24 protein-coding genes are annotated in these 24,645 nt (G+C 64.7%); 13 read left to right on the plus strand and 11 right to left on the minus strand.

From position 1 onward, the window contains the following. Positions 1-124: 124 nt before the first annotated feature. Both LCM4577_RS33645 and LCM4577_RS33650 read right to left on the minus strand, forming a co-directional pair. Positions 125-1,327 carry an SRPBCC family protein gene (locus tag LCM4577_RS33645; RefSeq protein ID WP_071074966.1) on the minus strand — a complete coding sequence of 401 codons (1,203 nt, stop codon included), beginning with the start codon at positions 1,325-1,327 and terminating at the stop codon, positions 125-127. Between the two features lie 26 nt (positions 1,328-1,353). Continuing rightward, positions 1,354-1,629: a hypothetical protein gene (locus LCM4577_RS33650; RefSeq protein WP_131803556.1), complete on the minus strand. Its 276-nt coding sequence runs from the start codon at positions 1,627-1,629 to the stop codon at positions 1,354-1,356. A 175-nt stretch (positions 1,630-1,804) separates the two neighbouring features. Between LCM4577_RS33650 and LCM4577_RS33655 the strand changes: the two genes are divergently transcribed. Continuing rightward, positions 1,805-2,215 (plus strand): hypothetical protein, encoded by a 411-nt coding sequence (locus LCM4577_RS33655; RefSeq protein ID WP_041011254.1) that lies wholly within the window; start codon positions 1,805-1,807, stop codon positions 2,213-2,215. Between the two features lie 279 nt (positions 2,216-2,494). Here the strand turns inward: LCM4577_RS33655 and LCM4577_RS33660 are convergent, their stop codons facing one another. Beyond that, positions 2,495-4,603 carry an ATP-binding protein gene (locus LCM4577_RS33660; RefSeq protein ID WP_071074968.1) on the minus strand — a complete coding sequence of 703 codons (2,109 nt, stop codon included), beginning with the start codon at positions 4,601-4,603 and terminating at the stop codon, positions 2,495-2,497. A gap of 151 nt (positions 4,604-4,754) precedes the next feature. After that, on the minus strand, positions 4,755-5,486 hold the full coding sequence (locus LCM4577_RS33665; protein ID WP_041000470.1) for a response regulator: 732 nt from the start codon (positions 5,484-5,486) through the stop codon (positions 4,755-4,757). A gap of 93 nt (positions 5,487-5,579) precedes the next feature. Here LCM4577_RS33665 and LCM4577_RS33670 point away from each other — a divergent pair, with 93 nt between their 5' ends. Beyond that, entirely contained in the window at positions 5,580-6,281 is a 702-nt protein-coding gene (locus LCM4577_RS33670; RefSeq protein ID WP_040989351.1) for a response regulator transcription factor, read from the plus strand. Positions 6,282-6,352: 71 nt separating this feature from the next. On the opposite strand, the gene LCM4577_RS33675 is transcribed toward LCM4577_RS33670, so the two are convergent. Together LCM4577_RS33675 and LCM4577_RS33680 are read right to left on the minus strand one after the other, a co-directional pair. Further along, positions 6,353-6,517 (minus strand): hypothetical protein, encoded by a 165-nt coding sequence (locus tag LCM4577_RS33675; RefSeq protein WP_164772557.1) that lies wholly within the window; start codon positions 6,515-6,517, stop codon positions 6,353-6,355. Between the two features lie 32 nt (positions 6,518-6,549). After that, the gene (locus LCM4577_RS33680; RefSeq protein ID WP_040989350.1) at positions 6,550-6,882 is read right to left on the minus strand and encodes a hypothetical protein; all 333 of its coding nucleotides are present in this window, start codon (positions 6,880-6,882) and stop codon (positions 6,550-6,552) included. A 350-nt stretch (positions 6,883-7,232) separates the two neighbouring features. On the opposite strand from LCM4577_RS33680, the gene LCM4577_RS33685 reads away from it, so the two are divergent. After that, complete coding sequence (locus LCM4577_RS33685; RefSeq protein WP_071074904.1) at positions 7,233-7,688, plus strand: L,D-transpeptidase; 456 nt, start codon at positions 7,233-7,235, stop codon at positions 7,686-7,688. 277 nt (positions 7,689-7,965) lie between these two features. Here the strand turns inward: LCM4577_RS33685 and LCM4577_RS33690 are convergent, their stop codons facing one another. Beyond that, positions 7,966-11,049 carry an efflux RND transporter permease subunit gene (locus tag LCM4577_RS33690; protein ID WP_040989348.1) on the minus strand — a complete coding sequence of 1,028 codons (3,084 nt, stop codon included), beginning with the start codon at positions 11,047-11,049 and terminating at the stop codon, positions 7,966-7,968. Next, a complete protein-coding gene (locus LCM4577_RS33695) occupies positions 11,046-12,332 on the minus strand; it encodes an efflux RND transporter periplasmic adaptor subunit (protein ID WP_244508502.1) in 1,287 nt (428 codons plus the stop codon). Before LCM4577_RS33695 ends, LCM4577_RS33690 begins: the two co-directional genes overlap by 4 nt. A gap of 146 nt (positions 12,333-12,478) precedes the next feature. Between LCM4577_RS33695 and LCM4577_RS33700 the strand changes: the two genes are divergently transcribed. Together LCM4577_RS33700 and LCM4577_RS33705 are read left to right on the plus strand one after the other, a co-directional pair. Beyond that, positions 12,479-13,012, plus strand: coding sequence for a TetR/AcrR family transcriptional regulator (locus LCM4577_RS33700; protein WP_071074906.1), 534 nt, complete (start codon positions 12,479-12,481; stop codon positions 13,010-13,012). 148 nt (positions 13,013-13,160) lie between these two features. Further along, complete coding sequence (locus LCM4577_RS33705) at positions 13,161-14,771, plus strand: inorganic phosphate transporter (RefSeq protein ID WP_071074907.1); 1,611 nt, start codon at positions 13,161-13,163, stop codon at positions 14,769-14,771. Positions 14,772-15,063: 292 nt separating this feature from the next. Here the strand turns inward: LCM4577_RS33705 and LCM4577_RS33710 are convergent, their stop codons facing one another. Further along, positions 15,064-16,224: a patatin-like phospholipase family protein gene (locus tag LCM4577_RS33710; RefSeq protein ID WP_071074908.1), complete on the minus strand. Its 1,161-nt coding sequence runs from the start codon at positions 16,222-16,224 to the stop codon at positions 15,064-15,066. Continuing rightward, positions 16,217-17,005: an acetoacetate decarboxylase gene (locus LCM4577_RS33715; RefSeq protein ID WP_071074909.1), complete on the minus strand. Its 789-nt coding sequence runs from the start codon at positions 17,003-17,005 to the stop codon at positions 16,217-16,219. The genes LCM4577_RS33710 and LCM4577_RS33715 overlap by 8 nt, the downstream gene beginning before the upstream one ends. A 249-nt stretch (positions 17,006-17,254) precedes the next feature. Here LCM4577_RS33715 and LCM4577_RS33720 point away from each other — a divergent pair, with 249 nt between their 5' ends. The 8 genes from LCM4577_RS33720 (at position 17,255) to LCM4577_RS33755 (ending at position 23,398) form a co-directional block, all read left to right on the plus strand. Continuing rightward, entirely contained in the window at positions 17,255-18,043 is a 789-nt protein-coding gene (locus LCM4577_RS33720) for a 3-hydroxybutyrate dehydrogenase (protein WP_071074910.1), read from the plus strand. Between the two features lie 170 nt (positions 18,044-18,213). Beyond that, positions 18,214-19,032, plus strand: a complete 819-nt coding sequence (locus tag LCM4577_RS33725; protein ID WP_071034478.1) for a chromate resistance protein ChrB domain-containing protein — start codon at positions 18,214-18,216, stop codon at positions 19,030-19,032. Further along, entirely contained in the window at positions 19,029-20,414 is a 1,386-nt protein-coding gene (gene chrA, locus LCM4577_RS33730) for a chromate efflux transporter (protein ID WP_071074911.1), read from the plus strand. The genes LCM4577_RS33725 and chrA overlap by 4 nt, the downstream gene beginning before the upstream one ends. A gap of 120 nt (positions 20,415-20,534) precedes the next feature. After that, positions 20,535-20,660 carry a hypothetical protein gene (locus LCM4577_RS33735; protein WP_274534977.1) on the plus strand — a complete coding sequence of 42 codons (126 nt, stop codon included), beginning with the start codon at positions 20,535-20,537 and terminating at the stop codon, positions 20,658-20,660. 3 nt (positions 20,661-20,663) lie between these two features. Beyond that, complete coding sequence (locus tag LCM4577_RS33740; protein WP_040989340.1) at positions 20,664-20,873, plus strand: hypothetical protein; 210 nt, start codon at positions 20,664-20,666, stop codon at positions 20,871-20,873. A gap of 16 nt (positions 20,874-20,889) precedes the next feature. Further along, positions 20,890-21,459 (plus strand): sigma-70 family RNA polymerase sigma factor, encoded by a 570-nt coding sequence (locus tag LCM4577_RS33745; RefSeq protein WP_071074912.1) that lies wholly within the window; start codon positions 20,890-20,892, stop codon positions 21,457-21,459. Beyond that, positions 21,446-22,372: an anti-sigma factor gene (locus LCM4577_RS33750; RefSeq protein ID WP_071074913.1), complete on the plus strand. Its 927-nt coding sequence runs from the start codon at positions 21,446-21,448 to the stop codon at positions 22,370-22,372. The genes LCM4577_RS33745 and LCM4577_RS33750 overlap by 14 nt, the downstream gene beginning before the upstream one ends. A gap of 138 nt (positions 22,373-22,510) precedes the next feature. Continuing rightward, positions 22,511-23,398, plus strand: a complete 888-nt coding sequence (locus LCM4577_RS33755; protein ID WP_040989338.1) for an adenylate/guanylate cyclase domain-containing protein — start codon at positions 22,511-22,513, stop codon at positions 23,396-23,398. A 99-nt stretch (positions 23,399-23,497) separates the two neighbouring features. Here the strand turns inward: LCM4577_RS33755 and LCM4577_RS33760 are convergent, their stop codons facing one another. Then, the gene (locus LCM4577_RS33760; RefSeq protein WP_244508503.1) at positions 23,498-24,601 is read right to left on the minus strand and encodes an ROK family transcriptional regulator; all 1,104 of its coding nucleotides are present in this window, start codon (positions 24,599-24,601) and stop codon (positions 23,498-23,500) included. Positions 24,602-24,645: the final 44 nt, after the last annotated feature.

Consider the following 24,645-nt stretch of genomic DNA (forward strand, 5'->3'; position numbering starts at 1 on the left):
TTTGCAAGATTTCAGTCATACGATGGCTCTGTCAGATGAGGGTAGCCAATCGCGGGACGCTGGCGCTGCCCCTCATCCGCCCTTCGGGCACCTTCTCCCCGTGAAACGGGGAGAAGGAGAGGAGCTACCCCCTCGACCGCAGCGCGTCGTTCAATCCCCACATGTCTTTTTCCTCGGGCGCCGTCTCCAGGTTCAGCACCGGGATCTGCCTGCGCAGATGGTCGTGGTGGGTGCGCACGCCATATTCGAGGTCGGAGAGATAAAAGCCCTCGAAGGCCTCCGACAGCATGGATTCGTTCGACCATACCGAGAGCTGCACGTCCTCGTTCATCGTGTCGCGGTCGATGCGATAGGCGAGGTAGCGCGCGGCCGCCTGCTCCCTGCTTTCGTCCTTGTAGCGGTAGACCGCGCCGCGCAGCAGCGTCTCTCCGGTCGACAGCGGGAACTCCTGATAGAACTGGACGGATTCCGGCATGATCGACAGCGCGTTGTTGGGAAAGATGCCGTAATAGATCCAGGCCTTGCGCAGATGTTCCGGCAGATGCGTGGCCTCGGGCGCGAGCTTGATGTACTCGCGCACGCTCCAGCGCCGGCCGGCATGCGGATTGTAGGTGGCGAAGGAGCGCGACACGCCGTTGACGAAGGGCTCGTCGAAATAGGTCGCGCCATAGAGGTCCTGCAGCGCCGGATGCGCCATGGCGACGTGATAGCCTTCATTGTCGACGTCGCGCACCGACTTCCAGTTGACCGGCGATTTCTGCGTCCAGATGCCCCAGGACGGCACCATGTCGGCTACGTTGTAATGCGCCATCTCGGCTTCGATCGGCTTGAGCAGCTCGGCCACCGGAGGCTGCGGGCCGCCCTTGCGGAAGCGGATGAAGATGAAGCCCATCCAGATTTCGAGGTCGAGCGGCATCAGGCCGAACTCGGTCTTGTCGAGCTCGGGGAAGGAGCGCGGACGGGCGGCCCCTCGCAGCGTGCCATCGAGATTGTAGACCCAGCCATGGAACGGGCAGACAAGCGCGTTCTTGCAAGTGCCCTGGCTGTCGGCGACGACGCGGCTGCCGCGGTGGCGGCACATATTGTTGAAGGCGCGCACGATGCCGTCCTTGCCGCGCACGATCAGCGCGCGCTCGCCGATGACGTCCATGGTCAGATAGTCGCCCGGATTCGGCACGTCGGAGACATGGCCGGCGATCTGCCAGTGATTGCGGAAGACATATTCCTTCTCAAGCTCGAGAAGGGCGTTGGAATGGTAGCTCCACCCCGGCAAACCCCGCCGGTCCCAATCGTTGGGGATCGCCACGTCACGGAGGTGCGGGTTCATGGGCAGGCTCTTCTTTTGTTGAATAGTCATTCAATATAAGCATATTTCCCATTGAAATGCAATGGTTTGCGGAAATGTGAAAATTCCATGGTGACAAGGTCGACCTTGCCTGAACCGGAAAAATCACGGAAAATCCGGGTCTTAATCGAGGAAGCGGAACGGCGGTTGCGAGCGCCGACGCCTGCCTCGAGGAGGGCATGTTTTCGATCGATGCCGAGCGTGCGGCTGACGGCTGCGACACGCTCGATTAGAGGCACCGCTGTGTGAGGCTGCTTACAGTCGCCCGGGCGCGACAGGGGCATATCTGCGCCGACCAGCTTCGATGGCCGATCGAATGGTTGCAGCGGATTGGGATACCGCCGCGGACGGTGCCTGTTGCAATCCTGTTACACAGACAATCGCCGCGATCATCCGTCCGTTACATGGCGCGATTAAGTTCGTTTCATAGCCAAAAGAAAGATAACGAAGGGAACAGCGATGTTTGCGAAAGTTCGTACCGCCGATGCCGATCGCCGCCTGCATGGACCGGAACGCAACGACCGCCGGCCGAAGCTGGCGTTGCGCCAGCGCGCCAGCGATCATCCGATGGCGATGTTCATGATGATCGGCGCCTGCGCCTTCGTCGGCATGCTGGCGGCACCCGCCTCAGGCCCGGCTTTCGCCTCGATCAATCCGCCCGCCAACGTCGTCGAGGGCGCRCAGACCACGCTCAAGACCGCCCGTCTGCCGGAATCCGCGGTCGACTTTGCCTGCAAGGGCCAGAACTGGGGCGCCGAGAGCCTCGATTGCCTGCGCGCCATCGCCGAGCAGTCCGGCCGGCACCGGGAGCGCGCGGTGCGCATGATCGCCAACGCCGCGCCGCTCACCAACACGCCGAACATTTTTTAAGAGCTCCCCTGAGCGCACCCTCCTGCGCTCCAGTCAGGCTCCCGCCGCTAAGTCGGACGGGAGCCTCTTTTTTAGGCCCGGTCGATATTCAGGTGAGGCTGGTCTGCAAATTGCGCCTTTCTGCGCTTCCGGTGCTCGCGTACCTCAAGTACGCTCCGCTCCGGTTCTCGGAAGGCACAATTTTCGACTCAGCCTGACCTGAATCTCGGCCGAGCCTGCGGCGGCGTGAGTTCAGGTTTTGGATAGCGCCGCGCCGGCTTTGGGCCAGTCAACTTAGATTCAGATGTGGGCGCCGTTGTCGGCTGTGGCGGCGGCTTCGTCGGCGACGGTCGATAGGATGCCGCGGACGTCGAGCGTCGAGAAAGGCTTTTCCAGGATGTGCGGGCGCTGCTGCGGCGGCAGCGCTTCGATCTCGGCCTTGGCGCCGATCATGTCGCCGGTCACCAGCACGAAGCGCTTGGCGAGCGGGGGCTGCTGCCCGAGCAGTTCGCGGTAGATCGCAATGCCGCTGATGCCAGGCATGCGCAGATCGGAAAAGACGATGTCCGGCGGCATGTGACCGTTCAACACGTCGGCCGCCGATGTCCAGCTTGCCACGACGCGCGACTTCACGCCCATCAGTTCGAGTATGTCGGACAAGGAGGCTGCGACGTCCGGTTCGTCGTCGATCACCAGCGCATGGCGCAGCCCGCTCGAACGCGCCGGCCCTTCGCCAGGCGTGGCGCCGCCGCCCGCGATCGCCGGCAACTGCACGACGAAACGCGCGCCGTTCGGCTGCACTTCCTCGAACCGTATGCTGCCGTGGTGGCGCTCGACGATCGATTTCGAGATGGACAGGCCGATACCGGTGCCGACGCCGACCGGCTTGGTGGTGAAGTAGGACTCGAAGATGCGCGCGCGGATCGCCTCGGGAATGCCCGGGCCGTTGTCCTCGACGGAGAAGCCCGGATTGCCGTGCTCGTTGCGGAACGTCCGCACCTTGATGTGCCGCTCGCCGGTCACGCCGGCCAGCGCATGCTGGCTGTTGATGAGGAAGTTGGCCACCACCTGCGTGATGTGGTCGGCGTCGGCCATGGCAAGCAGCGGCCCGTCGGCAAAGTCGGTGTCGATGATGATGCCGCTGGAGCGCGCGCCATAGGCAGTGACTTCGAGCGCCGAGCGCATCACCTGGTTGAGATCCGTCTCGGCCTGTTCGGTCGGGTGCAGCCGCACCATCGACAGGAAGCTCTTGACGATGCGGCCGCATCGCTCGGCGGCGGCGCGCACCTTCTCGGCGCGTACCTTGGTCTGCGGGTCGCCGGCGAATTCATGCAGCAGCGTCGACTGCGCCACCACCACCGCCAGCGGGTTGTTCAGCTCGTGCGAGACGCCGGCAAGCAGCGAGCCCATCGCCGCCATCTTCTCGTTCTGGTGCAGCTTCTCGCGCTGTCGGTTGATCTCCTCCTCGGCCTGCAGCTTTTCGCGCAGGTCGCGGATCGAGCCGAAGATCAGGCGGCGGTCGGCAACGCRCATCTCGGTCGCCGTCAGCTCGATCGGGAAGATCTCGCCAGCGGCGTTCTGCGTGACGGTTTCGAGCCGCTGGYCGACCATCGGCGCGCCGCGGCCGGCCATGTATTCGGCGCCCGAGGCATAGCCTTTGCGGTAGTATACCGGAACGATGGTATCGAGCAGGTCCTTGCCGAGGATGGCGCTGCGCTGGAAGCCGAACATCTTCTCGGCGGCGGGATTGAACTCGATGATCGAACCCGTTTCGTCGATGACGATGATGGCGTCGAGCGAGGCCTGCAGCATGGTGCGCCGGATCACCTCGCTGGCATGCGCTTCCGATGGCGAGCGCTCGATGGCGTCGCCGATGGCCAAGGCGATGATGTGCAGCGTCGCCTCTTCCTCATCGGTCCATTCGCGTTCGGCGATGCAATCGTTGATGGCCAGTGTGCCCCAAAGGTGGCCATGCGCGAAAACGGAGACGGACAGGAACGACTTGATGCTCTGCTTCTCGAAGTCGGCCCGCAGGAAACCGTCGAGGTCGCGCGTGTGGCCGGAGAAGATCTTGCCTTGCCGCTCGTCTTCCTGCAGCCGCTCGAGCAAGGAATCCGAATTGATGATCGACTGCACGATGACGGTGGGCGAGGCGAGCTCGCCGCCGAAATCCGGGTCGATCCAATAGGCGGCGACGGACTGGGCGAAGCCTTCGCCCGGCAATTCACGCAGGCGGAAGAGGATGCCGCGCTGGCAATCCATCTTGCGGCACATCGTCCCCAATATGTCGTCCATCTCGCGCTGCCAGTCGCCTGCCTCGCGCAGGCGGCGCACGACATGGACAGCCGCCATCGCAGCGCCGCCCGGACGCGAGCCATGCATATCGGTGCGCGCTGCATCAGCAGTCATGGTCATTCCAGGCCCGGATGTCGGTCGTTCAGAGCGTCCCTCCGTTTCATGGAAACGGGGAGCCGCTCTATCGCATTGTTTTGACGCAATTCCGGATGGAAGGCTATGGCAAAGACGCCGAGCCTAGCCGCTCACACTTTTCTGGAATTGCCTAGTTGGCTTCGCCGCCGCTCGGCAGCGAGAAGATATAGCCTTCTCCGCGCACCGTGCGCAGGAATTTCGGATTGGCGGGGTCGGCCTCGATCTTCTTTCGCAGCCGCATGATGCGGATGTCGACCGCGCGCGAGGATTCCGGATCCTCGACGAAGCCGATCGCCTCCGAAATCGCCGCCCGCGTCAGAAGCCGGTTGGCGCGGGTGAGGAAAACCTCGAGCACGTCGAATTCGCTCTTGGCCATCTCGATGACCGCGCCATTGGCGCCGATGACCAGGCGACCGTCGAAATCGGCCTGGAAGCCGCCGAAATTCATGAAGCGGCGATTACCGGCTTCAGCTTTAGCCGCCTGCGGCTCGGCCGGCTGCGGCACGCGGCGCAGCACGCTGCGCACGCGTGCCAGCACCTCGCGCAATTCGTAGGGCTTGACGATGTAGTCGTCGGCGCCGAGCTCCAGCCCGACGATGCGGTCGAGCGCGGTGCCGGCGGCAGTGGCGTAGATGATGCCGATCGGCGTTTTCGAGCGCAGCCAGCGGCCGAGCGACAGCCCGTCCTCGCCGGGCATGGCGATGTCGAGGATGGCGAGGTGGAAGGACTGCGCCTCGAACAGCGCGCGCGCCGCCACGGCATTCTCGGCCGTCACGACATCATAGCCGCTGGCTGCGAGATACTCGGCCACGGCCTCCCTCAGATCCGGTTCGTCTTCGACGACGATGATGCGTGCCTTCACGACGCGCTCGCTCCCGCTTTCAGCAGAAAGTAGATTGGGTATAAACATGATGTCCAGCACTCATCTCGAGTTGTCTGTGGCGGGGTGGAGAAAATGGCCGCACGATCCGTCATTGCGCTTGTGTCCGTCGCCGAGGTGGTGGCCGGCGATCTCGCCGACCATCTCGAGCGGCGCGGGCACGACGTGCGGCAGGCGCGCCAGCCCTGGGAGGCGGAGACGCTGCTTTCGGCCGGCGGCATCGATGTCGTGGTGGTCGGCGACGAGGTCACCCAGGCCGAGGGCCGCGAGCTGCTCAGGCGTTACAGCAGCCAGGGCGGGGGTGGCGAGGGCGGTCCCGATTTCATCCTGATCTGCCGGCCGCGCGACCTCGTCGACAAGGTGCTGGCGCTTGAGCTCGGTGCTGCCGACGTTATCGAAAGTCCGCTCAATGTGCGCGAGCTTGCAGCGCGCATCGGCGGCCTGCTGATGAGACGCGGCAGGGCCGCCGGGGAACTGATCGTGCTGGAAAACGCCACCGTCGATCTGCGGTCGGCGATGGTGATGCATCGCTCGGGCGCGGAGGAGCAGCTTTCCCCCGGGCAGGTAGCGCTGCTCAAGCTGTTTCTGGCGAGCCCGCGCAAGGTGCTGACGCGCGACGACATCATTGCCGCGGCGCCCGCCGAGAACGCCGACGCTTTCGACCGTTCGATCGATTCGCGCATCGTGCGGCTGCGCCGCAAGCTCGATACCGAGACCATCACCACCATCCGCGGCGCCGGCTATCGTTTCGATCCGCCGCTCTCGCGCAATGAGTGAGTCAAGATCGGCGAGGCTATCGAGCATCGAATTCCCGAAAGCGGTGATCATTTGGGTCCGGCGCCTGGCGTTCAGCGCACCATGACGACCGAGGGTCCGGTTGGAACGTTGGCGCTGACGGTTATCCCGGCCGGGGCGCGCTCCTTCAGCAGCACCGTCGCCAGCGCGGCGAAGCCGAGCAGGCCCTGCGCGTAAAGCAGCGCGGAAAGCACCGAAGCGGCAAGTTTCGTCTTCATGTCCTATCCCCAATCTCGATATTGCCGGTGCTTCAGGAACCTCCCGAAGCGCCCGCGCCGCTGACGGAGCCCCCCGCTGCGGCGCGGGCCTTCGGTCCTCTCGGCAGCAAGTAGCCGGAGGGGCCGCGCGTCCTCATCAGCCGACGGCCGACCCGCCAGAGGGCCTTCAGCCGGTGGACGCGCAGGCTGGAAACAATCCAGACCGTGGCGATGAACAGAGCCATGTGCAGTGTCGAAACCTCGCCGGCACTCATCGCCGCCGGCGTCGTCGCCGGGTTGCCGGCCACCGAGCCGGCGCCGCCGAGCACGATGGCCGCGACGCTGATCCCGAGAAGCCAGGAGCGGGGTTTCGATTTCCTGCCCATTTTCGTTTGCAGATGTCTGTTCCCGTTGCGTCAAATCTGCCGCCGGCCTGTATCCAGATCATGCCGCCGGAGACGCATTTTGTTGCAAATTGGTTTCGAAAGTGGGTCCCAGCCTTTCATATACGCCTGAAATGAACTTTCGTTTTTGATCCAAGCTCATTGTGCGACGCCTGATCTCGGCGCCCCCGAAAGCGGTCCGCAGTCCGTCCGGCCAGACCCTCCTTAATATTTAGAAACGAATTCGAAACAGAAACGAGCGTCAAGCGAAATAGGCCTGAAACGGGCGGACACGATAAGACCCCCATCGAATTGAAGCCGGCGCGACCGGCAAGAAACAGAGAGGGATCGTCATGCACACCGCCATTTCAGCCAAGCTCATCAATATCACCGCCGCCGCGCTCACCGGTGCGGCGCTGCTGTTCGGCGCCGGCAACGCCGCCCACGCCAATCAGATCGTCGCCAAGGTTTCGCTGTCGCAGCAGATCATGGAAGTCACGGTCGACGGCCGTCCGACCTACACCTGGAAGGTGTCGACCGGCGCGAGGGGCCACATCACGCCGACCGGCTCGTTCAAGCCGACCCGCATGCATGAGATGTGGTATTCGAAGAAGTACGACAATGCGCCGATGCCGCATTCGGTGTTCTTCAGCGGCGGCTATGCCGTCCACGCCACCTACGCCATCAGCCGGCTCGGCCGTCCTGCCTCGCATGGCTGCGTGCGGTTGCATCCCGATGCGGCGGCCGACTTCTACCAGCTCGTCGAGGTCTTCGGCCCCGGCAACACCAGCATCGTGATCGTGAAGTAACGCCGGGATAAAGTAGCTGGCAGGTTGCCGCCTTCCGCGTAATTTTTGAGACGCAATTCCTGACGGAAAACCGTTATACACTTTTCCTGGAATTGCTCAGCGCCGAAGCCGTGAGGCAACCGCCAAAAAAAGAGGCCGGAATTTCCGGCCTCTTTTGCTTTTCGCTTCGTTTGCCGCCTTAGAGTGGTTCACCGTTTCACAGAAACGGCGAACCGCTCTATCTCCTTGTTTTACGCAATTCCCACGGAAAACCGCTCACACTTTTCCTGGAATTGCTCTAGGTCGGCAGCGCCGGCATCAGCTTCGGATCGGGCTTCTCGGCGAGATGCGGCAGGTCCTTGCTGGCGATGAAGGTGTAGAACATCGGCACGACGAAGAGCGTGAACATGGTGCCGACCAGGATGCCGGTGAAGATGACCAGGCCCATTGAGTAACGGGCCGCGGCGCCGGCGCCGCTCGAGACGATCAGCGGCACGACGCCAAGCGCCATGGCCGCCGTGGTCATCAGGATCGGCCGCAGGCGCACCTTGGCCGAAGCGATGATGGCATCGCGGCGCCGCATGCCGTGGATCTCACGCTGCTGGTTGGCGAATTCCACCAAAAGGATGCCGTGCTTGGTGATCAGGCCGATCAGCGTGATCAGGCCGACCTGGGTGTAGATGTTGAGCGTTCCCAGGCCGATGTTGAGCGGCACGATCGCGCCGAAGATCGACAGCGGCACCGCCATCATGATGATCAGCGGGTCGCGGAAGCTCTCGAACTGGGCCGCCAGCACCAGGTAGATCACGATCACGGCCGCCGCGAAGGCGATCAGGATGGTGTTGCCCTGTTCCTTCTCCTGCCGCGACTGGCCCGAATAGTCGACGAAGAAGGTGTCGGGCAGTGTCTCCTTGGCGATATCCTCCAGCACCTTCAGACCGTCGCCGGTGGTCACGCCGGGCAGAGGCAGGGCCGAGATCGTCGAGGAGTTCAACTGGTTGAACTGCTCGATGGCCGCGGGCGAGGCGTTGGTCGAAATCTTCACGACCGCCGACAGCGGCACCATCTTGCCGTCGACGCTGCGGACGAAATATTCGCCGAGCTTCTCGGGATTGTCGCGGAACTCCTGCGGCACCTGCGGGATGATGTCGTAGCTGTTGGAATCACGATCGAACTGCGCCACCTCGGCGCCGCCGACAAGCAGCGTCAACGTGTTGCCGATATCGGCGATCGGCAGGTTCAACGCCGCCGCGCGCTCGCGGTCGATGGTGACGGTCACCTGCGGCGCATCGTAGGCCATCGAGTTCTGCACGACGATGAAGCGGCCCGAGGCCTGCGCCTTGTTCTTGATCTTCTCCGCCTGGTCGAAGACTTCCGAGGGGTCACCGGTGGAGCGTACGACCATGGAAATCGGCAGGCCGCCGCCGGAACCAGGCAGCGTCGGCGGCGCAAAGACGAAGGCCTGCACGCCGGCGACCTTGGCGAGCCGTGCGGTGATGTCGGCCTGCAGTTCCTTCGAATTGCGCTTGCGGTCCGCCCAGTCCTTGAAGGCAAAACCGACGAAGGCGCTGTTGGTGGCGCCGCCGAAGGCAACGGCCGAGAACTGCGCGCGGGTCTCCGGGATGTCCCTCACGAGCCCCAGGATCTGGTTGACGTAGGTCTCGGTGTAATCCGACGTCGCATAGCGCGGCGCGGTCACCAGCGACAGCAGGAAGCCCTGATCTTCTTCGGGCGCCAGCTCGGTCGATGTCTTGGTGAACATGAAGCCGGTGAGGGCGACAAGCGCGACGACGATGATCAGCGTCACCGGCCGGTTCCTGAGCGAAGCGGTGACGGCCCGTTCATAGACGCGCTCGACGCGGGCGAAGGTGCCGTCGACGATGCGCTGGAAACGACCGTGCTGGCCCGGCTTCAGCAAACGCGCCGACATCATCGGCGTGATCGTCATGGCGATCAGGCCCGACAGCACCACGGAGCCGGCCAGCGTCACCGCGAATTCACGGAACAGCGCGCCGGTCAGGCCGCCGGTGAAGGCCAGCGGGGCGAACACGGCGGCCAGCGTGATGGTCATCGCCACGATGGCCGTCGCGATCTCGCGCATGCCGTTGAAGGCCGCCTGCATCGGCGACATGTGATCCTCCTCCATGTGGCGGTGGATGTTCTCCACCACCACGATGGCGTCGTCGACGACAAGGCCGATCGCCAGCACCATGGCCAGCAGCGACAGAAGGTTGATCGAGTAGCCGACCGCGAACAAAAGGAAGCAGACGCCGATCAGCGACAGCGGGATGGTGACGATCGGCATCATCACCGAGCGGAACGAGCCGAGGAAGAGAAGGATGACCACGATGACGATGGCGACCGCCTCGCCGATGGTCTTGAACACTTCCTCGATCGAGGCGCTGATCTGGCCGGTGGCRTCGTAGACGATCTCGATCGTCATGCCTTTCGGCAGCGTGTCCTGGATCTGCGGCACGAGCTTGGTGAGCGCTGCCGCCGTCGTCAGCGGGTTCGCCGCCGGCGTCGGGAAGATGGCCAGGAAGGTTCCCGGCTTGCCGTTGAAGCTCACCCTGGTGTCGGTATTCTCCGCGCCGAGCTCGACACGCGCGACATCGCGCAGGCGCACGACCTCACCGTTCGTCGAGCGGATCGGGAGCTGGGCGAAGGCCTCGGGCGTCTGCAGGGTCGAGTGCACGGTGATCGAGGACACCACATATTCGTTCTGGGTGTTGCCTGGCGCCGACAGGAAGTTCGAGTTGTTTATGGCGGTGAGCACGTCCACCGCCGTCGCGCCACGCGCGGCGAGCCGGACCGGGTCGATCCAGATGCGCATGGAATATTCCTGGGCGCCGAAGATCTGGACGTCGGCGACGCCCTCAACGGTCGAGATGCGGGGCCGAATGACGCGCTCGATATATTCGGTGAGCTGCTCCTTCGTCATGTTCGGGTTCTGCATCGAGATGTACATCATCGCGAACTGCTGCCCGGTGCCCTTGACGATGACCGGATCCTTGGAGGCGTCCGGCAAGGTGCCGCGCACGCCCTGGACCTTGGACAACACCTCGGCGAGCGCGACGTCCGGATTGGAGCCGAGCTTCATCTGCACCGTGACCGTGCTGGAGGACGGACGGCTGGACGAGGTGACGTAGTCGATGTTTTCGGTCGAGGCGACGGCGCGTGCGATCGGCGCCGATATGAAGCCCTGGATCAGGTCGGCGCTGGCGCCCGGATAGGCCGTGGTGATGGTGATCGCCGTCTCGTCGACCTTCGGATACTGGCGGATCGACAAGCCGAAGATGCCCTGGAAGCCCAGAAGCAGGATCATGCAAGCCAGCACCGTCGAGAGCACCGGCCGGCGGATGAAGAGGTCGGAAAAGCTCATTGCTGAACCTGCTTGTTCGCCGATTTGCTGGGGTCGATGGTGTTGTCGACGGCAACCGACATGCCGTTGAAAAGCCGGTTCTGGCCGGCGGTTACGACCTGGTCGCCATCCTTGAGGCCCTCGACGATCTCGACCATGCCGTTGTTGCGGCGGCCGAGCTTCACGAACACCTGCGAGATGGTGAGCGCCGGCTGCTGCGCGGCCTCGGCCGGCTTGGCGGCGTCGCCGGCCGCCTTATCGGCCGGCTTTGTGTCGGMCGGCTTCGAGGCGCCGTCGGCGGGCTTGGCGGTGTCGCCGGATGCCTTATCGGCGCCGGCCTTCTGCTCATCCGGCTTCGCCGGCGCGGCAGCGGCACCCTGGGCGGGCTTGGCCGGCTGGACCACGAAGACATAATCGCCATAGAGGCTCGTCGTCACCGCCGTCTGCGGCACGGAGATGACGTTGTTTTCCTGCGGCAGCTCGACGCGAAGCTGGACGAACTGGCCGGGCGTCAGCTTGCCTTCGGGATTGGCGACCTCGCCGCGGATCGAGACCAGCCGGCTCGCGGGGTCGATCTTGGGATCGATGCCGCGGATGGAGCCGGCAAATGACATGTCGGCGAGGCTGCTGCCGAGCTTGATGGTCTGGCCGATCTTGAGCAGCGGCAACTGCTGTTCGGGAACCGTGAAGTCGACCCGCATCGTGTCCAGGTCCTGGATCGTCACGACCGAGTTGCCGGGGGCCAGATACTGGCCGATATCGATCCGCGGAATGCCGACCGTGCCGCCGAAGGGCGCGGACAACTGCTTCTGGTCGAGCACCGCCTGCAGCTTGTTGACCTGCGCGGCCGAGGCGTCCGCCGCGGCGCGCGCGGCGTCGAGCGTCGCATCCGTGCCGACGCCGCGCCGCTGCAATTCGATCGCGCGCGTCAGCGCCGCCTGGTCCGAGGCGGCCTGCGCCTTCTGCGCCACCAGATCGGCCTTCTCGACCGCGTCGTCCAGTTGCAGGAGCACCGCGTCGGCGGCAACCTTCTGGTTGGCGTGGAAGAGGATGTCCTTGACGATGCCGCTGGTCTCGACGGTAAGGTCGACGCCGCGCACAGCATTGACGGTACCGATCGCCTCGACGCCGGGCGTCCACTCAGCCGGTTTGACGATCACGGTCGAGACCGTAGCGGCCGGCGGCTTCATGGTGGCAAAAAATTGCTTGATGCCGGCGTCGCGCATGAAGTTGAAGCCAACGATGCCGACGCACACCAAGGCGAGCAGCAGCAAGAATCCGGCGATGATGAAAAAGCGCTTCACGGATGGTCCCCTCGAGCCGGCAACCGGCAAATCAATCGATGCCGGGACACATATCGACGACAGGTCCCGATTTCAAATGGCGCGCCTTACTGTACCGGCTGGACGGTCTTGTCAATTCCGCCTAGGCTAATGTAGGGGGAGGCGCGATGAGAGCACCCAGGGCAAACTCACGCGAAAAGATACTTGCCGCCGCCGCCGACGTTGCGCGCGAGGCAGGCCCGGGAAGCCTGTCGCTCGATGCGGTCGCCAGCCGCGCCGGGGTATCGAAGGGCGGGCTGCTCTACAATTTCCCGACCAAGGCCAAGCTGATGCAGGGGCTGGTCGAAAGCTATCTCAGCGACTTCCAGAAGGCGCTGGACGCACGCGCCGCCGAGGCCGGCCACGAAAGCGTGCTCTCGGCCTATATCAAGCTGTCGGCCGACGACTGCGAGCAGCCGAAACCGTCGGCGTCCTGGATATTCTCGGCGATCGCGGAGGATCCCGATTTCCTGACGCCGATAAAGGCCTTCAAACACCAGCTGTTCGAACGGCTGAAGGGGGAGACGCAGGACCTCGGCTCGCTGCTGGTCTGCTTTCTCGCCATCGAGGGGATGCGCAGCATGAATCTGTTCGATTCAGACGTGCTTTCGGAAGACGAGCACAAGCTGCTTGTGTCCTCGCTCCTGAAGATAGCCGGATAGCCACCAAACTGTTTGGCAGTGGCCAAACTGTTTGGTGGTGACCAAACTGTTTGGTGGTGACCAAACGGTTAAGAGCGTCACACCAGCTTCATCCTACGGACATAGCGTCCTTCCCGGTTCTTTGCTGCAATGCAAATGGAGTGGGACAATGGTGGACGCAGTTTCCAGTGAGGCGGGGATCCCGAGACCGGATCATCCCCTAGAACAATCGGGCGGGGCCAAATGGTTCCTGCCGGCTTTCGGCGTGCTGGTGCTCGTCGGCATCATCTATGTCGGCTATGCGCTCAGCCAGGATCTGGCCATCGCCAAGACGGTGCCGTGGATCCTGCTCGGCATCGCGCTTCTGATCGCGCTCGGCTTCGAGTTCGTCAACGGCTTTCACGACACCGCCAACGCGGTCGCCACCGTCATCTACACGCGTTCTCTGCCGGCCGAATTCGCGGTCATGTGGTCCGGCGTCTTCAACTTCCTCGGCGTGTTGACCTCTAGCGGCGCGGTGGCGTTCGGCATCCTGTCGCTGCTGCCGGTCGAGCTCATCCTGCAGGTCGGCTCGTCGTCCGGCTTCGCCATGGTGTTCGCGCTTCTGGTCGCCGCCATCCTGTGGAACCTCGGCACCTGGTTCCTTGGCCTGCCGGCCTCGAGCTCGCACACGATGGTCGGCTCGATCATCGGCGTCGGCCTCGCCAACCAGTTCATGGCTCCGGCGGGAAGCGCCACGAGCGGGGTCGATTGGGGTCAGGCGACCAATGTCGGCACCACCCTTTTGGTTTCGCCGATCGTCGGCTTCTTCGCTGCCGCGGCGCTGCTCTATGCCATGAAGCTCCTGGTGCGCAACCCGGCGCTCTACGAGGCGCCGAAGGGCAACACGCCGCCGCCATGGTGGATCCGCGCGCTGCTGATCTTCACCTGCACCGGCGTCAGCTTCGCGCATGGCTCCAATGACGGCCAGAAAGGCATGGGCCTGATCATGCTGATCCTGATCGGCGTGGTGCCGACGGCTTACGCGCTCAACCGCACGCCCGATATCAACTATCTCGACGCCTACAAATCGGCATCGGTCGCCGTCGAACAGGCGCTGGGCAAATACGTCAAGCCCGGCGTCACCGTCGCGGATGCCAATGCCGCCAAGGCGGCCGTGCAGGAAGCCGTGCGCAGCAAGTCCTGGAATGATCAGACCACGCTCGCGCTGCAGACCTACATCCACAACACCACTGCCGAGCTTGGTCCTTATCCCACGGTGGAGAAGGTGYCGACCGATCTGGTCAGCAACGCGCGCAACGACATCTACCTGATCGGCGAAGCGCTGAAGCTGATCGACAAGAAGAAACTGCTGCCGATGCAGGACGCCGATTTGAAGGCGGTCACCGACTACCACAAGGCGGTCGACAACGCGACGAAGTTCATTCCGCTGTGGGTGAAGATCGCCGTGGCGCTGGCGCTCGGGCTCGGCACCATGGTCGGCTGGAAGCGCATCGTCGTCACCGTTGGCGAGAAGATCGGCAAGAGCCACCTGACCTATGGCCAGGGCGCCGCCGCCGAGCTGGTGGCGATGATCACCATCGGCATGGCCGACCGCCTCGGCCTGCCGGTCTCGACCACGCATGTCCTGTCGTCCGGCGTCGCCGGCACGATGGCGGCCAACGGCTCCGGGCTGCAGTGGTCGACCGTGCGCAACCTTCTGCTGGCCTGGGTGCTGACGCTGCCCTGCTCGATCGCGCTGGCCTTCGTGCTGTTCGTGATCTTCCGCCAGGTGTTCTGAGCGGCGGAAGCGTTTCCAAACAAGGCAGCGCCGGTCGCCGGCGCTGCCTTTTGTTTGATGCCCACCCTCAAAACGCTGGCGGGACAGCACCCCCCTCTGTCCTGCCGGCCATCTCCCCCGCAAGGGGGAGATTGGCAGCTCAGGCGCTGCACCCCCTTTCGACGTCGACAATTGGCGAATGCCGCGCAACATCCGATCTCCCCCTTTGCGGGGGAGATGTCCGGCAGGACAGAGGGGTGTGTGACGGAACTCGACGAGGGGTGCCTGTCGATGGAACGGCCCGTCGCGGACCTTACGTCGGGTCTTCGCGGTGCAGGTCGTGGATGGTGACGCCGTCGGCGTTGTCGGGCAGCATCAGCCATTTCTTGTGGCGCAGGGTGCGCTCGGTGTCTTCCAGGCCCATCTCCCAGTGCTCGCGCATCGAGGTGCCGGAAAACTCATAGTCCTTGGCGTGGCCTTCATAGCCTTTGTGCTGGTAGATCAGGTGGACGATGTTGACCACGCCGGCGTCGGAATAGTCGGCCATCAGCTCCTTCTCACCGTCCTTGAGCTGGTCCGGCGGCACGCGCTTCAACGCGTCGAGCAGCTTCATCTTGAGCGCATGGATGCGCTGGAAGTTGTCGGTGTTCTGGCGCGTGCGGCTGGAATACATGATGTCCTTGTGGCGCGACAGGACGTCGGCCATGCCGCGCGGCAGCACGCCGCGAGCGCTGAACAGGTCGACCTGGAACACCAGCGAGGAGCGGTCCTCCTCCTGGTCGAGCAGATATTGCAGCGGCGTGTTGGAGACGATGCCGCCATCCCAGTAATACTCGCCCTCGATGCGGATCGAGGGGAAGGCCGGCGGCAGCGCGCCGCTCGCCATGATGTGCTCAGGTCCGATGCGCACCTTGTCGGTGTCGAAATAGACGAAATTGCCGGTCCTGACATTGACCGCGCCGACGCTCAGCCGCTTCTTGCCGTCGTTCAGGACGTCGAAGTCGATCAGGCTTTCCAGCGTGTCCTTGAGCTCGGCGGTGTCGTAGAAGCTGGTGGCGCCTTCCGCGCCCGAGAGCTGGAACCAGGGGTTGGGGCTGCGCGGCTTGAAGAAGCCGGGCTGGCCCATGGTCATCGTCATCAATGACGAGGTCTGGTTGCGGATATCGCGATACACGTCGCCTTCGGGCGTATAGGCCCAGATCTTGCGGCCCGAGATCGTCTGCCAGAACTGCTCCAGCCGCTGCAGGCGGCGGCTCGGCTCGTTGCCGGCGATGATCGAGGCGTTGATGGCGCCGATCGAGACGCCGGAAAGCCAGGTCGGCTCGCAGCCGGCGTCGGYAAGCGCCTGATAGACGCCGGCCTGATAGGCGCCGAGCGCGCCGCCGCCCTGGAAGACCAGGGCGATGCGGTCATATTGCGCGGTGATTTCCTGGATGGTGGCGGCAACCGCCTTGTTGCGGGTACGCTCAAGCACCGGCTTTCTCCAACTCCTTCGCGCCGGCAGCCGATCGGCCGTGGTCGGCGAGATAATCATGCACGACCTCGCCGAGTCCGAGCGTCAGGTCGGCGGTGAAGTGAACGGCCGAGACGATGTCGAGCACAGGCAGCTTGGCGACATCGGCCATGACATGCGGGCGCAGGTCGAGCGCGGCGGGCGCCGTCCAGGCCTCCTTCAGCGTGACGTCGGTGAGATAGTAGCGGACCAGCTCGCAGATGCGCGGGCTGCCGTCGACATGCGGGATGATCTTGATGAGGAAATTGGGCGCGGCGAGCGAGGCCAGCACCTGGTCGTGATCGGCCTCGCGGTGCTTGTAGCCCATGGTGCCGGTGGCGCAGAGCACGCTGCCGTAATGCAGCGTGCCGACCACCACCTCGCCCTCATGCACGATCTTGGGGCTGGCGAGCTTCTTCGGGAAACCCCAGAGCTCGCGGCCGCCGGCGATCGGCGCGTCGTCGTCGAGATACATGGAGTGCACATAGCCGCCGTGCTGGCCCTTGTAGCGCACCGGAATGACCTGGCCGGTCTCGGTATAATCGCCGAAGCCGGTCGAGTCCGGCATGCGGATGAACTCGTATTTGACCAGCGGCTCGTCGATCTCGAGCGGCGCCGGGACGACCGCCTCCAGCGCCTCGCGCGTCGTGCGGTAGGTGATGATGATGTATTCGCGGTCGAAGAAACGATAAGGGCCGGGCGGGAAGGACGGGTTGGTGAGCGGCATCGCATTGGCGCGCTTCACGACGTCGGCGATTTCCATGGCTGGTGCCCCAAAACAGGTTTGAAATGACCCCGCGCGAATGCGCTGGCAAATATGTTGCATGGCAGCATGACAGTGCCGTGTCAGCGCCAGGACGGCGCTTCCTGGAGCCGGCAAACGCAGTCACGGCGCTGTAACAGCGCCGACATATGGGTGTGGCATTGTGATGCTGCGGCGCACAAATCGTGTGCCTTCCGGGTTGTCTGCCTTCATACTCTTCCCTCCTGTCCTCCTGTCGCGAGATCTCCCATGGGTTCCCTGTCTTCGAAGAATGCGCTCGTCACCGGTTCGACCAGCGGTATCGGCCTCGCAATCGCGCGCGCCTTCGCCGCCGAAGGCGCCAACGTCACCATCAACGGCCTGGGCGACGCCGCGGGGATCGAGCAGGAGCGGGCCGGCATCGAGAAGGACTTCGGCGTCAAGTGCCGCTACTCGGGCGCCAACATGATGGACGGCGCCGCCGTCACCGCCATGATCCACGAGGCCGAGCAGGCGTTCGGCAGCCTCGACATCCTGGTCAACAATGCCGGCATCCAGCATGTCGCGCCGATCGAGGAATTTCCCGACGACAAGTGGGAAGCCATTATCCGCATCAACCTTCTGGCCGCCTTCTACGCCATCAAGGCGGCGGTGCCCGGCATGAAGAGCCGAAAATGGGGCCGCATCATCAACACGGCCTCGGCGCATGCGCTGGTCGCCTCGCCGTTCAAGTCGGCCTATGTCTCGGCCAAGCACGGCATTGCCGGCCTGACCAAGACGGTGGCGCTGGAAGTCGCGCAAAACGGCATCACCGTGAATGCGATCGCGCCCGGCTATGTCTGGACGCCGCTGGTCGAAAAGCAGATCCCCGACACGATGAAGGCGCGCGGCATGACCGAGGAGCAGGTCAAGCACGACGTGCTTCTGGCGGCGCAGCCGACCAAGGAATTCGTCACCGTCGAGGAGCTTGCCGCGCTTGCGCTGTTCCTGTGCAGCGACGCGGCCAAGCAGATCACCGGCACGACCCTGYCGATGGATGGCGGCTGGACGGCGCAGTAAAGCCACCGGCCGCTTCCGGTAAAGCGCGGAGTTCCCGCCCTGGCAATTTGAATTCTTGACAATCGCGGGGGACCGTTCCAGCATTCCCGCAAGGGGTTCCCCGCGACGACCCCGTGAGGCGTCAGCCCAACGATCGCGTCCAGACTCTCTCTGTTCAGGAGGTGGACGCCATGCCATCAACAACCGCAATCACCGTTCCGCAGCTTGCCCGTCTCATCGGCTTGCCCGACGCGCCTTGCCTGGTCGATGTGCGCACCGACGAGGATTATGAAGCCGACCCGCGTCTGCTGCCGGCGTCTTGCCGGCGCGATTTCAGAACTGTCTCGACCTGGGCTGCGGAATTTTCCGGGCGCAAGGTCGTCGTGATCTGCCAGAGGGGGCAGAAGCTCTCGCAAGGCGTTGCCGCATGGCTGCGTCATGAAGGCATCGCGGCGGAGTCGCTGGAAGGCGGCTTCGAGGCCTGGGCTGCCGCCAAAGCGCCGTTGGTCCGCGCCGGCGCGATCCCGCCGCGCGACGAAAAGGGGCGTACGGTCTGGGTCACACGGTCGCGGCCGAAGGTCGACCGCATCGCCTGCCCCTGGCTGATCCGCCGCTTCGTCGATCCCAAGGCGGTGTTCCTGTTCGTCGATCCGGCCGAAGTGCCTCTTGTGGCGGACCGCTTCGCTGCGGTTCCTTTCGACATCGAAGGCGTGTTCTGGAGCCATCGCGCCGATCGCTGCACTTTCGACACGATGATCGAGGAATTGGGCCTGCGCGTCGAAGCGCTGGATCGCCTGGCGCTGATCGTGCGCGGGGCGGACACGGCGCGCCTCGACCTTGTGCCGCAGGCGGCCGGGTTCCTTGCCGCCTCGCTCGGCCTGTCGCGCATGTTTCGCGACGACCTCGAACAGCTCGAAGCCGGCATGCTCTTCTACGATGCCTTCTTCCGCTGGTGCCGCGACGCGACCGACGAGACGCATAACTGGCCGATCGGAGGCAAGACCCCATGACCGTGCTTGCCAAAGGTGGGGCCGCGCGGCCGGCCGAGGCCCCGGCCATGCCAAGCTTCCGCGAAGCGACGCGGCTCTGGGCCAGGATCGGGCTGCTCTCCTTCGGCGGGCCGGCCGGACAGATCGCGCTGATGCACAAGGAACTGGTCGAGGATCGCCGCTGGATCGGCGAGGAGCGTTTCCTGCACGCGCTCAACTACTGCATGCTTCTGCCTGGCCCCGAGGCGCAGCAGCTTGCCGTCTATATCGGCTGGCTGCTGCATCGCACGGCAGGCGGGCTGGTCGCCGGCATCCTGTTCGTGCTGCCCGGCGCGCTGGTTATGCTTGGCCTGAGCAGCTTCTACATGCTCTACAACGATGCGCCGGTCGTCGAAGCGCTGTTCTTCGGCGTCAAGGCGGCGGTGCTGGCCGTCGTCGTCGAGGCGGTGATCCGCATCGGCAAGCGGGCGCTGAAGAACCGTGCGATGGTGGCGATCGCCGTGGCGGCCTTCCTGGCCATCTATGTCGTGAAGCTGCCGTTCCCGCTGATCGTGCTTGCGGCAGGCCTCATCGGCTGGATCGGCAATCGATTTGCGCCACGGCTGTTTTCCGGCTCGGCACATGGCAAGGGCAGCGCCGCCGACAACAAAGGCGTGGTCGACCTGATGTTCGAGCGCGGCGAACTCGGCCACACCGTGCCGTCACGGTGGCATGCCATCCGCACCGTCGCCATCTGGCTGCCGCTCTGGCTGGGGCCGGTGGCGCTGATCGCCTTGCTGGCGGGGTCAGGCAGCGTGTGGGCCCAGATCGGCGGCTTCTTCAGCCTGATGGCCGTCGTCACCTTCGGCGGCGCCTATGCGGTGCTCGCCTATGTGGCGCAGGCGGCGGTCACCTCGTTCGGCTGGCTTTCGCCCGGACAGATGGTCGACGGGCTGGGGCTTGCCGAAACGACGCCCGGACCGCTGATCCTGGTGCTGCAGTTCGTCGGCTTCGCCGCCGCCTATCGTCATGCCGGCGCGATCAGCCCTCTGCTCGCCGGATCGCTCGGGTCGGCGCTGACGCTCTGGGTCACTTTCGTCCCCTGCTTCTTCTGGATATTTCTGGGCGCGCCTTACATCGAGCAGCTCCGGCAGAATAAGGCACTGGCGGCGGCGCTGGGCGCGATCACCGCGGCGGTCGTCGGCGTGATCATGAACCTTGCGCTGTGGTTCGCGCTGCATGTCGTTTTCGGCAAGGTCGCAAGCGTCGGCTGGGGCGTGGAGGTGCCGGTCCTGCCCTCGCTCGACTGGCGCGCCGCGCTGCTCTCGGCGGCTGCGATGGTCGCCATGTTCAGGCTGAAACTCGGCATGCTGCCGACGCTGGCGGGGGCGGCGTTGGCGGGGCTTGCGCTGCAGGCGCTGTAGGCCCGCACGCCATTGCAATCACGTTAGCGTGAACGAAAAAGCCGACCGGCCGGGAATAAACGGCCCGGTCTGCCGGTCTCCAGGGCATGCGCCGTTTGTGCGCAACAGCAGGAGACCATCATGAAGCGGCACGAAGACAAATACGCACGGGCTGAAGGGGGCGAAGGCCTCAGCCGGCGCCGGCCTTTGGAGCGCTGGAGCTGGGCGCACCTGTTCTGGGCGATACCGCCCCGCCGCCGGCCCTGACCCGTGCCGATCGCAACCATCGAGATCCACGACCATGACGGCGAGCACCCCGTTGCAGCCAGCGATGCGCCGTCCCCTTCCGAGGCGCCCCTTGCTTCCGAGACACTTGACTCCGGTGACACCAATGCCTTCTCCTCCCTCGAAGCAGGCGCCATCGCCTGCGGTCGCGATCTTCACCCGCACGAGCAGGGACAGATCGTCGCCTCCCGCTGAGGGCGGCGGCAGACCCATGGCGGGAGCGCCCGACGGCGGGACGGTGTTGAGCGAAAAGATGCTGGCCGCGCGTTTTGCCGAGGTGGTGCTGCCGCACCTCGGCGATGCGCTGTCGCTCGCCCGCTGGCTGACCGGCAACACAGCCGATGCCGAGGATGTCGTGCAGGAGGCCTGCCTCAAGGCGCATGCGGGTATTGCCGGGTTCGCCGGGGGAAACCCCCGCGCGTGGCTGCTCACCATCGTGCGCAACGCCTCCTACACATGGATGGCGAAGAACCGTCCGCGCAGCGTGGTGGCGGTCGGCGACCTCGCCGATCTCGACGACGTCTCGCCGCCGCCCGACTCCGATGCCGACAGCCCGGAGGCTGCACTGATCGCCAAGGCGAATTCGGCGGCGGTTGAAGCGGCGATCGCCAGGCTGCCGCAAGCCTTCCGCGAAACGGTGGTGCTGCGCGACATCAACGGTCTCAGCTACCGCGAGATCGCCACCATGCTCGGCGTGCCGCAAGGCACGGTGATGTCGCGCCTGGCGCGGGCCCGCGGCCTGTTGATGACGGAACTTGGAGGGCGCCATGAGCCCGCATGAAATTAGCCCGCATGAGGATGGATTGCCGCAAGACCCGCAGGATATGAAGCTAATGATCCACGCTCTTGTCGATGGCGAGCTCGACGCCGCGGCCGCTTTGGCGGTCGAGCGGCGCATGGCCGCCGATCCGGAGCTTGCCGCCGAACATGCGCGCCTGGTGGCGCTGCGCGGCGCTCTCGCCAACGTGCAGCGCCCCGTCGTGAGCGACGATTTCCTGGCGCGCATCGCGGCCATCGCCGAGGTCAAAGGCGCCGAGGAGGACGACGTAACCCAGCCCGTAGCCGTGACGGCGGGACCTCAGCAATCCGCGCAACAGCAGCAAGGCAATGTGATCGCCATGCGGCCGCGCGCGGCACGCTGGTTCAACTCCTTCGACTGGCGCCAGATGGCGGCCTCGATCGCGCTGACGGCTGTTCTCGCCAGCGGCGCGACGCAGTGGCTGACGACGGCGGACAACGGGTCCGACAGTTTCGCGGTCGCGGTCGCCAACGGCCATCGCCGCAGCCTGCTGGCGGCGACGCCGGTCGACATCGTCTCGTCCGACCGCCATACGGTGAAGCCGTGGCTCGACGGCCGCATCGGCGTGTCGCCGGCGGCGCCCGACATGGCCAAGGACGGTTATGCGCTGATCGGCGGCCGCGTCGAGGTGATCGGCGACAAGCCGATGCCGGCGCTGGTCTACCGCCATCACGAGCATCTGATCACGCTGGTGGCCGAGCCCCGGCAGAACGAGGCCAAATCGGTGCCGGTGGCGGACGACCTCTCGGCAGGGGGCTTCCTCCTGGTGCATTGGACGGACGATGCCTTCTCCTACTGGGCGATCTCGGACGCCGAACGCCCGGCGCTGGACGATTTCGTCGCGCGTTTCCGCGCGGCGATCATCGCCAATCCGGCGGCCGGCAGCCCAGGCTAGGGAAAGGAAACGTCTTTATCGGCCCTAATCGCGCCGAAACATCTGCCCCGGTTGCGCCGGCCCCTTGGCGTACAAGTGATAAGTCACGGTCGACTTTGGTATGTTATACACGCTGCGTTCCGGGGCGGATACGAGTCGATGGATCAGGAAAGACTTCTGGCCGCAGTCCTCTTGGCCGATGTCGTGGGCAGCGTGCCGCTCTATGAGCGCATCGGCGACGATGCCGCCCTGCGTCAGGTCTCGGATTGTCTCGACGCGATACGCGGGATCGTCGCCCAGCACGGCGGCGACTTCATCTACTCGAAGGGCGATGACGTGCTCAGCCTGTTCGAGACACCGGAGGCGGCGTTGAGGGCCGTCTGCCAGATTGGCAGCGAATTGACGAAAGAGCCCTTGATCGCCCGGATCGGATTGCATTTCGGGGCGGTCATTCGCGCGCGGGGCGCGGTATTCGGCGACGTTGTCAATGTCACCGCGCGGTTGTCCACCACGGCCAACCCCGGGGAGGTCCTGATCAGCCAGAGCTTCTTCGAAGCCCTTTCCGCGGGCAGCCGCGGTAGCTTGCGGCTCCTCGACAAAATGGCCTTCAAGGGAAAGCAGGAACTCTTCGATGTGTATACTCTGGGGGGCGACGATGGGACCCCCGCCACGCACGTCGCCAGCCGTGGCACTTTTGTCGAGAGGCGTTTCGCCCCGCCGCAGATCAATCTGGTCATCCGCTATGGAGATCAGGTGCGACCCTGCCGAAACAACGAACTGGTGACGATCGGCCGATCGCCGGAATGCGATATCGTCGTCCAGCGGCCCTGGGTCTCAAGACACCACGCAACCTTCACCATTTCGAATGGCAAGGCCAGGCTTGTCGAGCGAAGCTCGTCGGGCACATTTGTGTCGATGGGGCCCGGCGATGAAGTATTCGTGCGCCGCGAGGATATCCTCCTCTTCGGCTCCGGCGTTATCTCGCCTGGACGCAGATCGTCCCTCGGCGACGCCCAGATCCTTCACTACGAAATTATCCCGGGCTGACCGGGCCGACTGGGCGGGCGACGTCAAGCGGCCGCACCGCCGGCCCGATATCACCTGCAGGTGTTGCCGCCAGGTAGCGAGACGCGGTGACGATAAATGTTACTCCACCATGAACCGCGAGCTGAAGGGCAGGCCCGCCGCGCCCACCGCCTTGGGCGAACGCTCGATGTTGCCGGCTATGGCGGCTATGCCCGGCATGGCCTGCTCGAGTTCCCGGCAGATCGCCTTGCAGACCGCCTGGGGCGCGTAGGAGGACAGGACGACCGAGGTGATCGGAACGAACTGCTTCAGAGCCGCGATCGACGACTTCATTTGCCCGACCAGCTCGCGCTGCCACGCGATCTCGGCCTCGCCGAATGACGGCCAGTCCGCGCCTCTTTCCCAGAGCTCGGACGTCTGCCTTCCTTGTCTGGTGATCTCCTGTTCGAGCCGCAGGATGCCGACGTCGAAGCTCACCGCGCCGGTGGTGTTGTAGATCTGGTGGTTGAGGACAAGGCGGCTGTGCAGGCGCGCGCCGAGATAGAAGAAAAGATAGTCCGAAAGGTGCTTGGCGACGCCGAACATGCTTTCGCCGCCGGCCGCCGCCGTGATGTCGTTCTGGACGTAGACGGGGTAACCGATCTCCCGTTCGACCTCTTCCTGCAAGGCGTCGAACCGCTCGCGGGCCGCCTTGGGAGTCAGCTCGAGCTCCATCTCGTCGCCCGGCAGGGCAAGGCCGATGCCGGCGATGCGCGAATGCAGATGCTGCGGCAGATCGGCGATGGCCTTGGCGATCGCGCTCATGAATTGCGGATGATTGGTGTCCTGCGCGGCAGCCGAGTACGGCAGCACCGCATGGGATCGGATCGAGCCGACGAAGTCGACGAGCACGACCTCCACCTGCCGGTGCCCGACGCTGATGCCGACGGAATAGGCGCCCTCGGGGTTGAGCGATAGCGGCACTGTCGGCGGCCCGACGCGCCCGCGCTGGGCTTCACCCTTGGCGATCAGCCCTTCCTGCTCGAGCGAACGGACGATAACGGACACCGTCTGCGCCGACAGGCCGGTCCGCTCGCCGATCTCGAGGCGGGTGATATCCTTGCTCTGGAGCAGCAGCGACAGCACGAGGCGCTCGTTGTAGCTGCGCACGCTGACGGCGTTGAGGCCGCTGGCGCGGTCCGCAATTCGCAGCGGGTTGGGCGGCGCAAAGCGCATGTCAGGCATGGTGCGTCCTCTCGCAATCGGTCGTGCGGGACACCCGTATGCCG

The sequence above is a fragment of the Mesorhizobium sp. LCM 4577 genome, from assembly GCF_001854795.2.
GTDB lineage: Bacteria > Pseudomonadota > Alphaproteobacteria > Rhizobiales > Rhizobiaceae > Mesorhizobium > Mesorhizobium plurifarium.

Excerpts from the sequence above, each read along its gene's own strand:
- LCM4577_RS33645 (WP_071074966.1), bottom strand. The coding sequence starts at position 1,327 with ATGAACCCGCACCTCCGTGACGTGGCGATCCCCAACGATTGGGACCGG.
- LCM4577_RS33715 (WP_071074909.1), bottom strand. The coding sequence starts at position 17,005 with ATGGAAATCGCCGACGTCGTGAAGCGCGCCAATGCGATGCCGCTCACC.
- chrA (WP_071074911.1), top strand. The coding sequence starts at position 19,029 with ATGACCGTGCTTGCCAAAGGTGGGGCCGCGCGGCCGGCCGAGGCCCCG.
- LCM4577_RS33745 (WP_071074912.1), top strand. The coding sequence starts at position 20,890 with ATGGCGGGAGCGCCCGACGGCGGGACGGTGTTGAGCGAAAAGATGCTG.
- LCM4577_RS33725 (WP_071034478.1), top strand. The coding sequence starts at position 18,214 with ATGCCATCAACAACCGCAATCACCGTTCCGCAGCTTGCCCGTCTCATC.
- LCM4577_RS33750 (WP_071074913.1), top strand. The coding sequence starts at position 21,446 with ATGAGCCCGCATGAAATTAGCCCGCATGAGGATGGATTGCCGCAAGAC.
- LCM4577_RS33760 (WP_244508503.1), bottom strand. The coding sequence starts at position 24,601 with ATGCCTGACATGCGCTTTGCGCCGCCCAACCCGCTGCGAATTGCGGAC.
- LCM4577_RS33680 (WP_040989350.1), bottom strand. The coding sequence starts at position 6,882 with ATGGGCAGGAAATCGAAACCCCGCTCCTGGCTTCTCGGGATCAGCGTC.
- LCM4577_RS33670 (WP_040989351.1), top strand. The coding sequence starts at position 5,580 with ATGGCCGCACGATCCGTCATTGCGCTTGTGTCCGTCGCCGAGGTGGTG.
- LCM4577_RS33700 (WP_071074906.1), top strand. The coding sequence starts at position 12,479 with ATGAGAGCACCCAGGGCAAACTCACGCGAAAAGATACTTGCCGCCGCC.
- LCM4577_RS33735 (WP_274534977.1), top strand. The coding sequence starts at position 20,535 with ATGAAGCGGCACGAAGACAAATACGCACGGGCTGAAGGGGGCGAAGGC.
- LCM4577_RS33755 (WP_040989338.1), top strand. The coding sequence starts at position 22,511 with ATGGATCAGGAAAGACTTCTGGCCGCAGTCCTCTTGGCCGATGTCGTG.
- LCM4577_RS33650 (WP_131803556.1), bottom strand. The coding sequence starts at position 1,629 with ATGCCCCTGTCGCGCCCGGGCGACTGTAAGCAGCCTCACACAGCGGTG.
- LCM4577_RS33685 (WP_071074904.1), top strand. The coding sequence starts at position 7,233 with ATGCACACCGCCATTTCAGCCAAGCTCATCAATATCACCGCCGCCGCG.
- LCM4577_RS33675 (WP_164772557.1), bottom strand. The coding sequence starts at position 6,517 with ATGAAGACGAAACTTGCCGCTTCGGTGCTTTCCGCGCTGCTTTACGCG.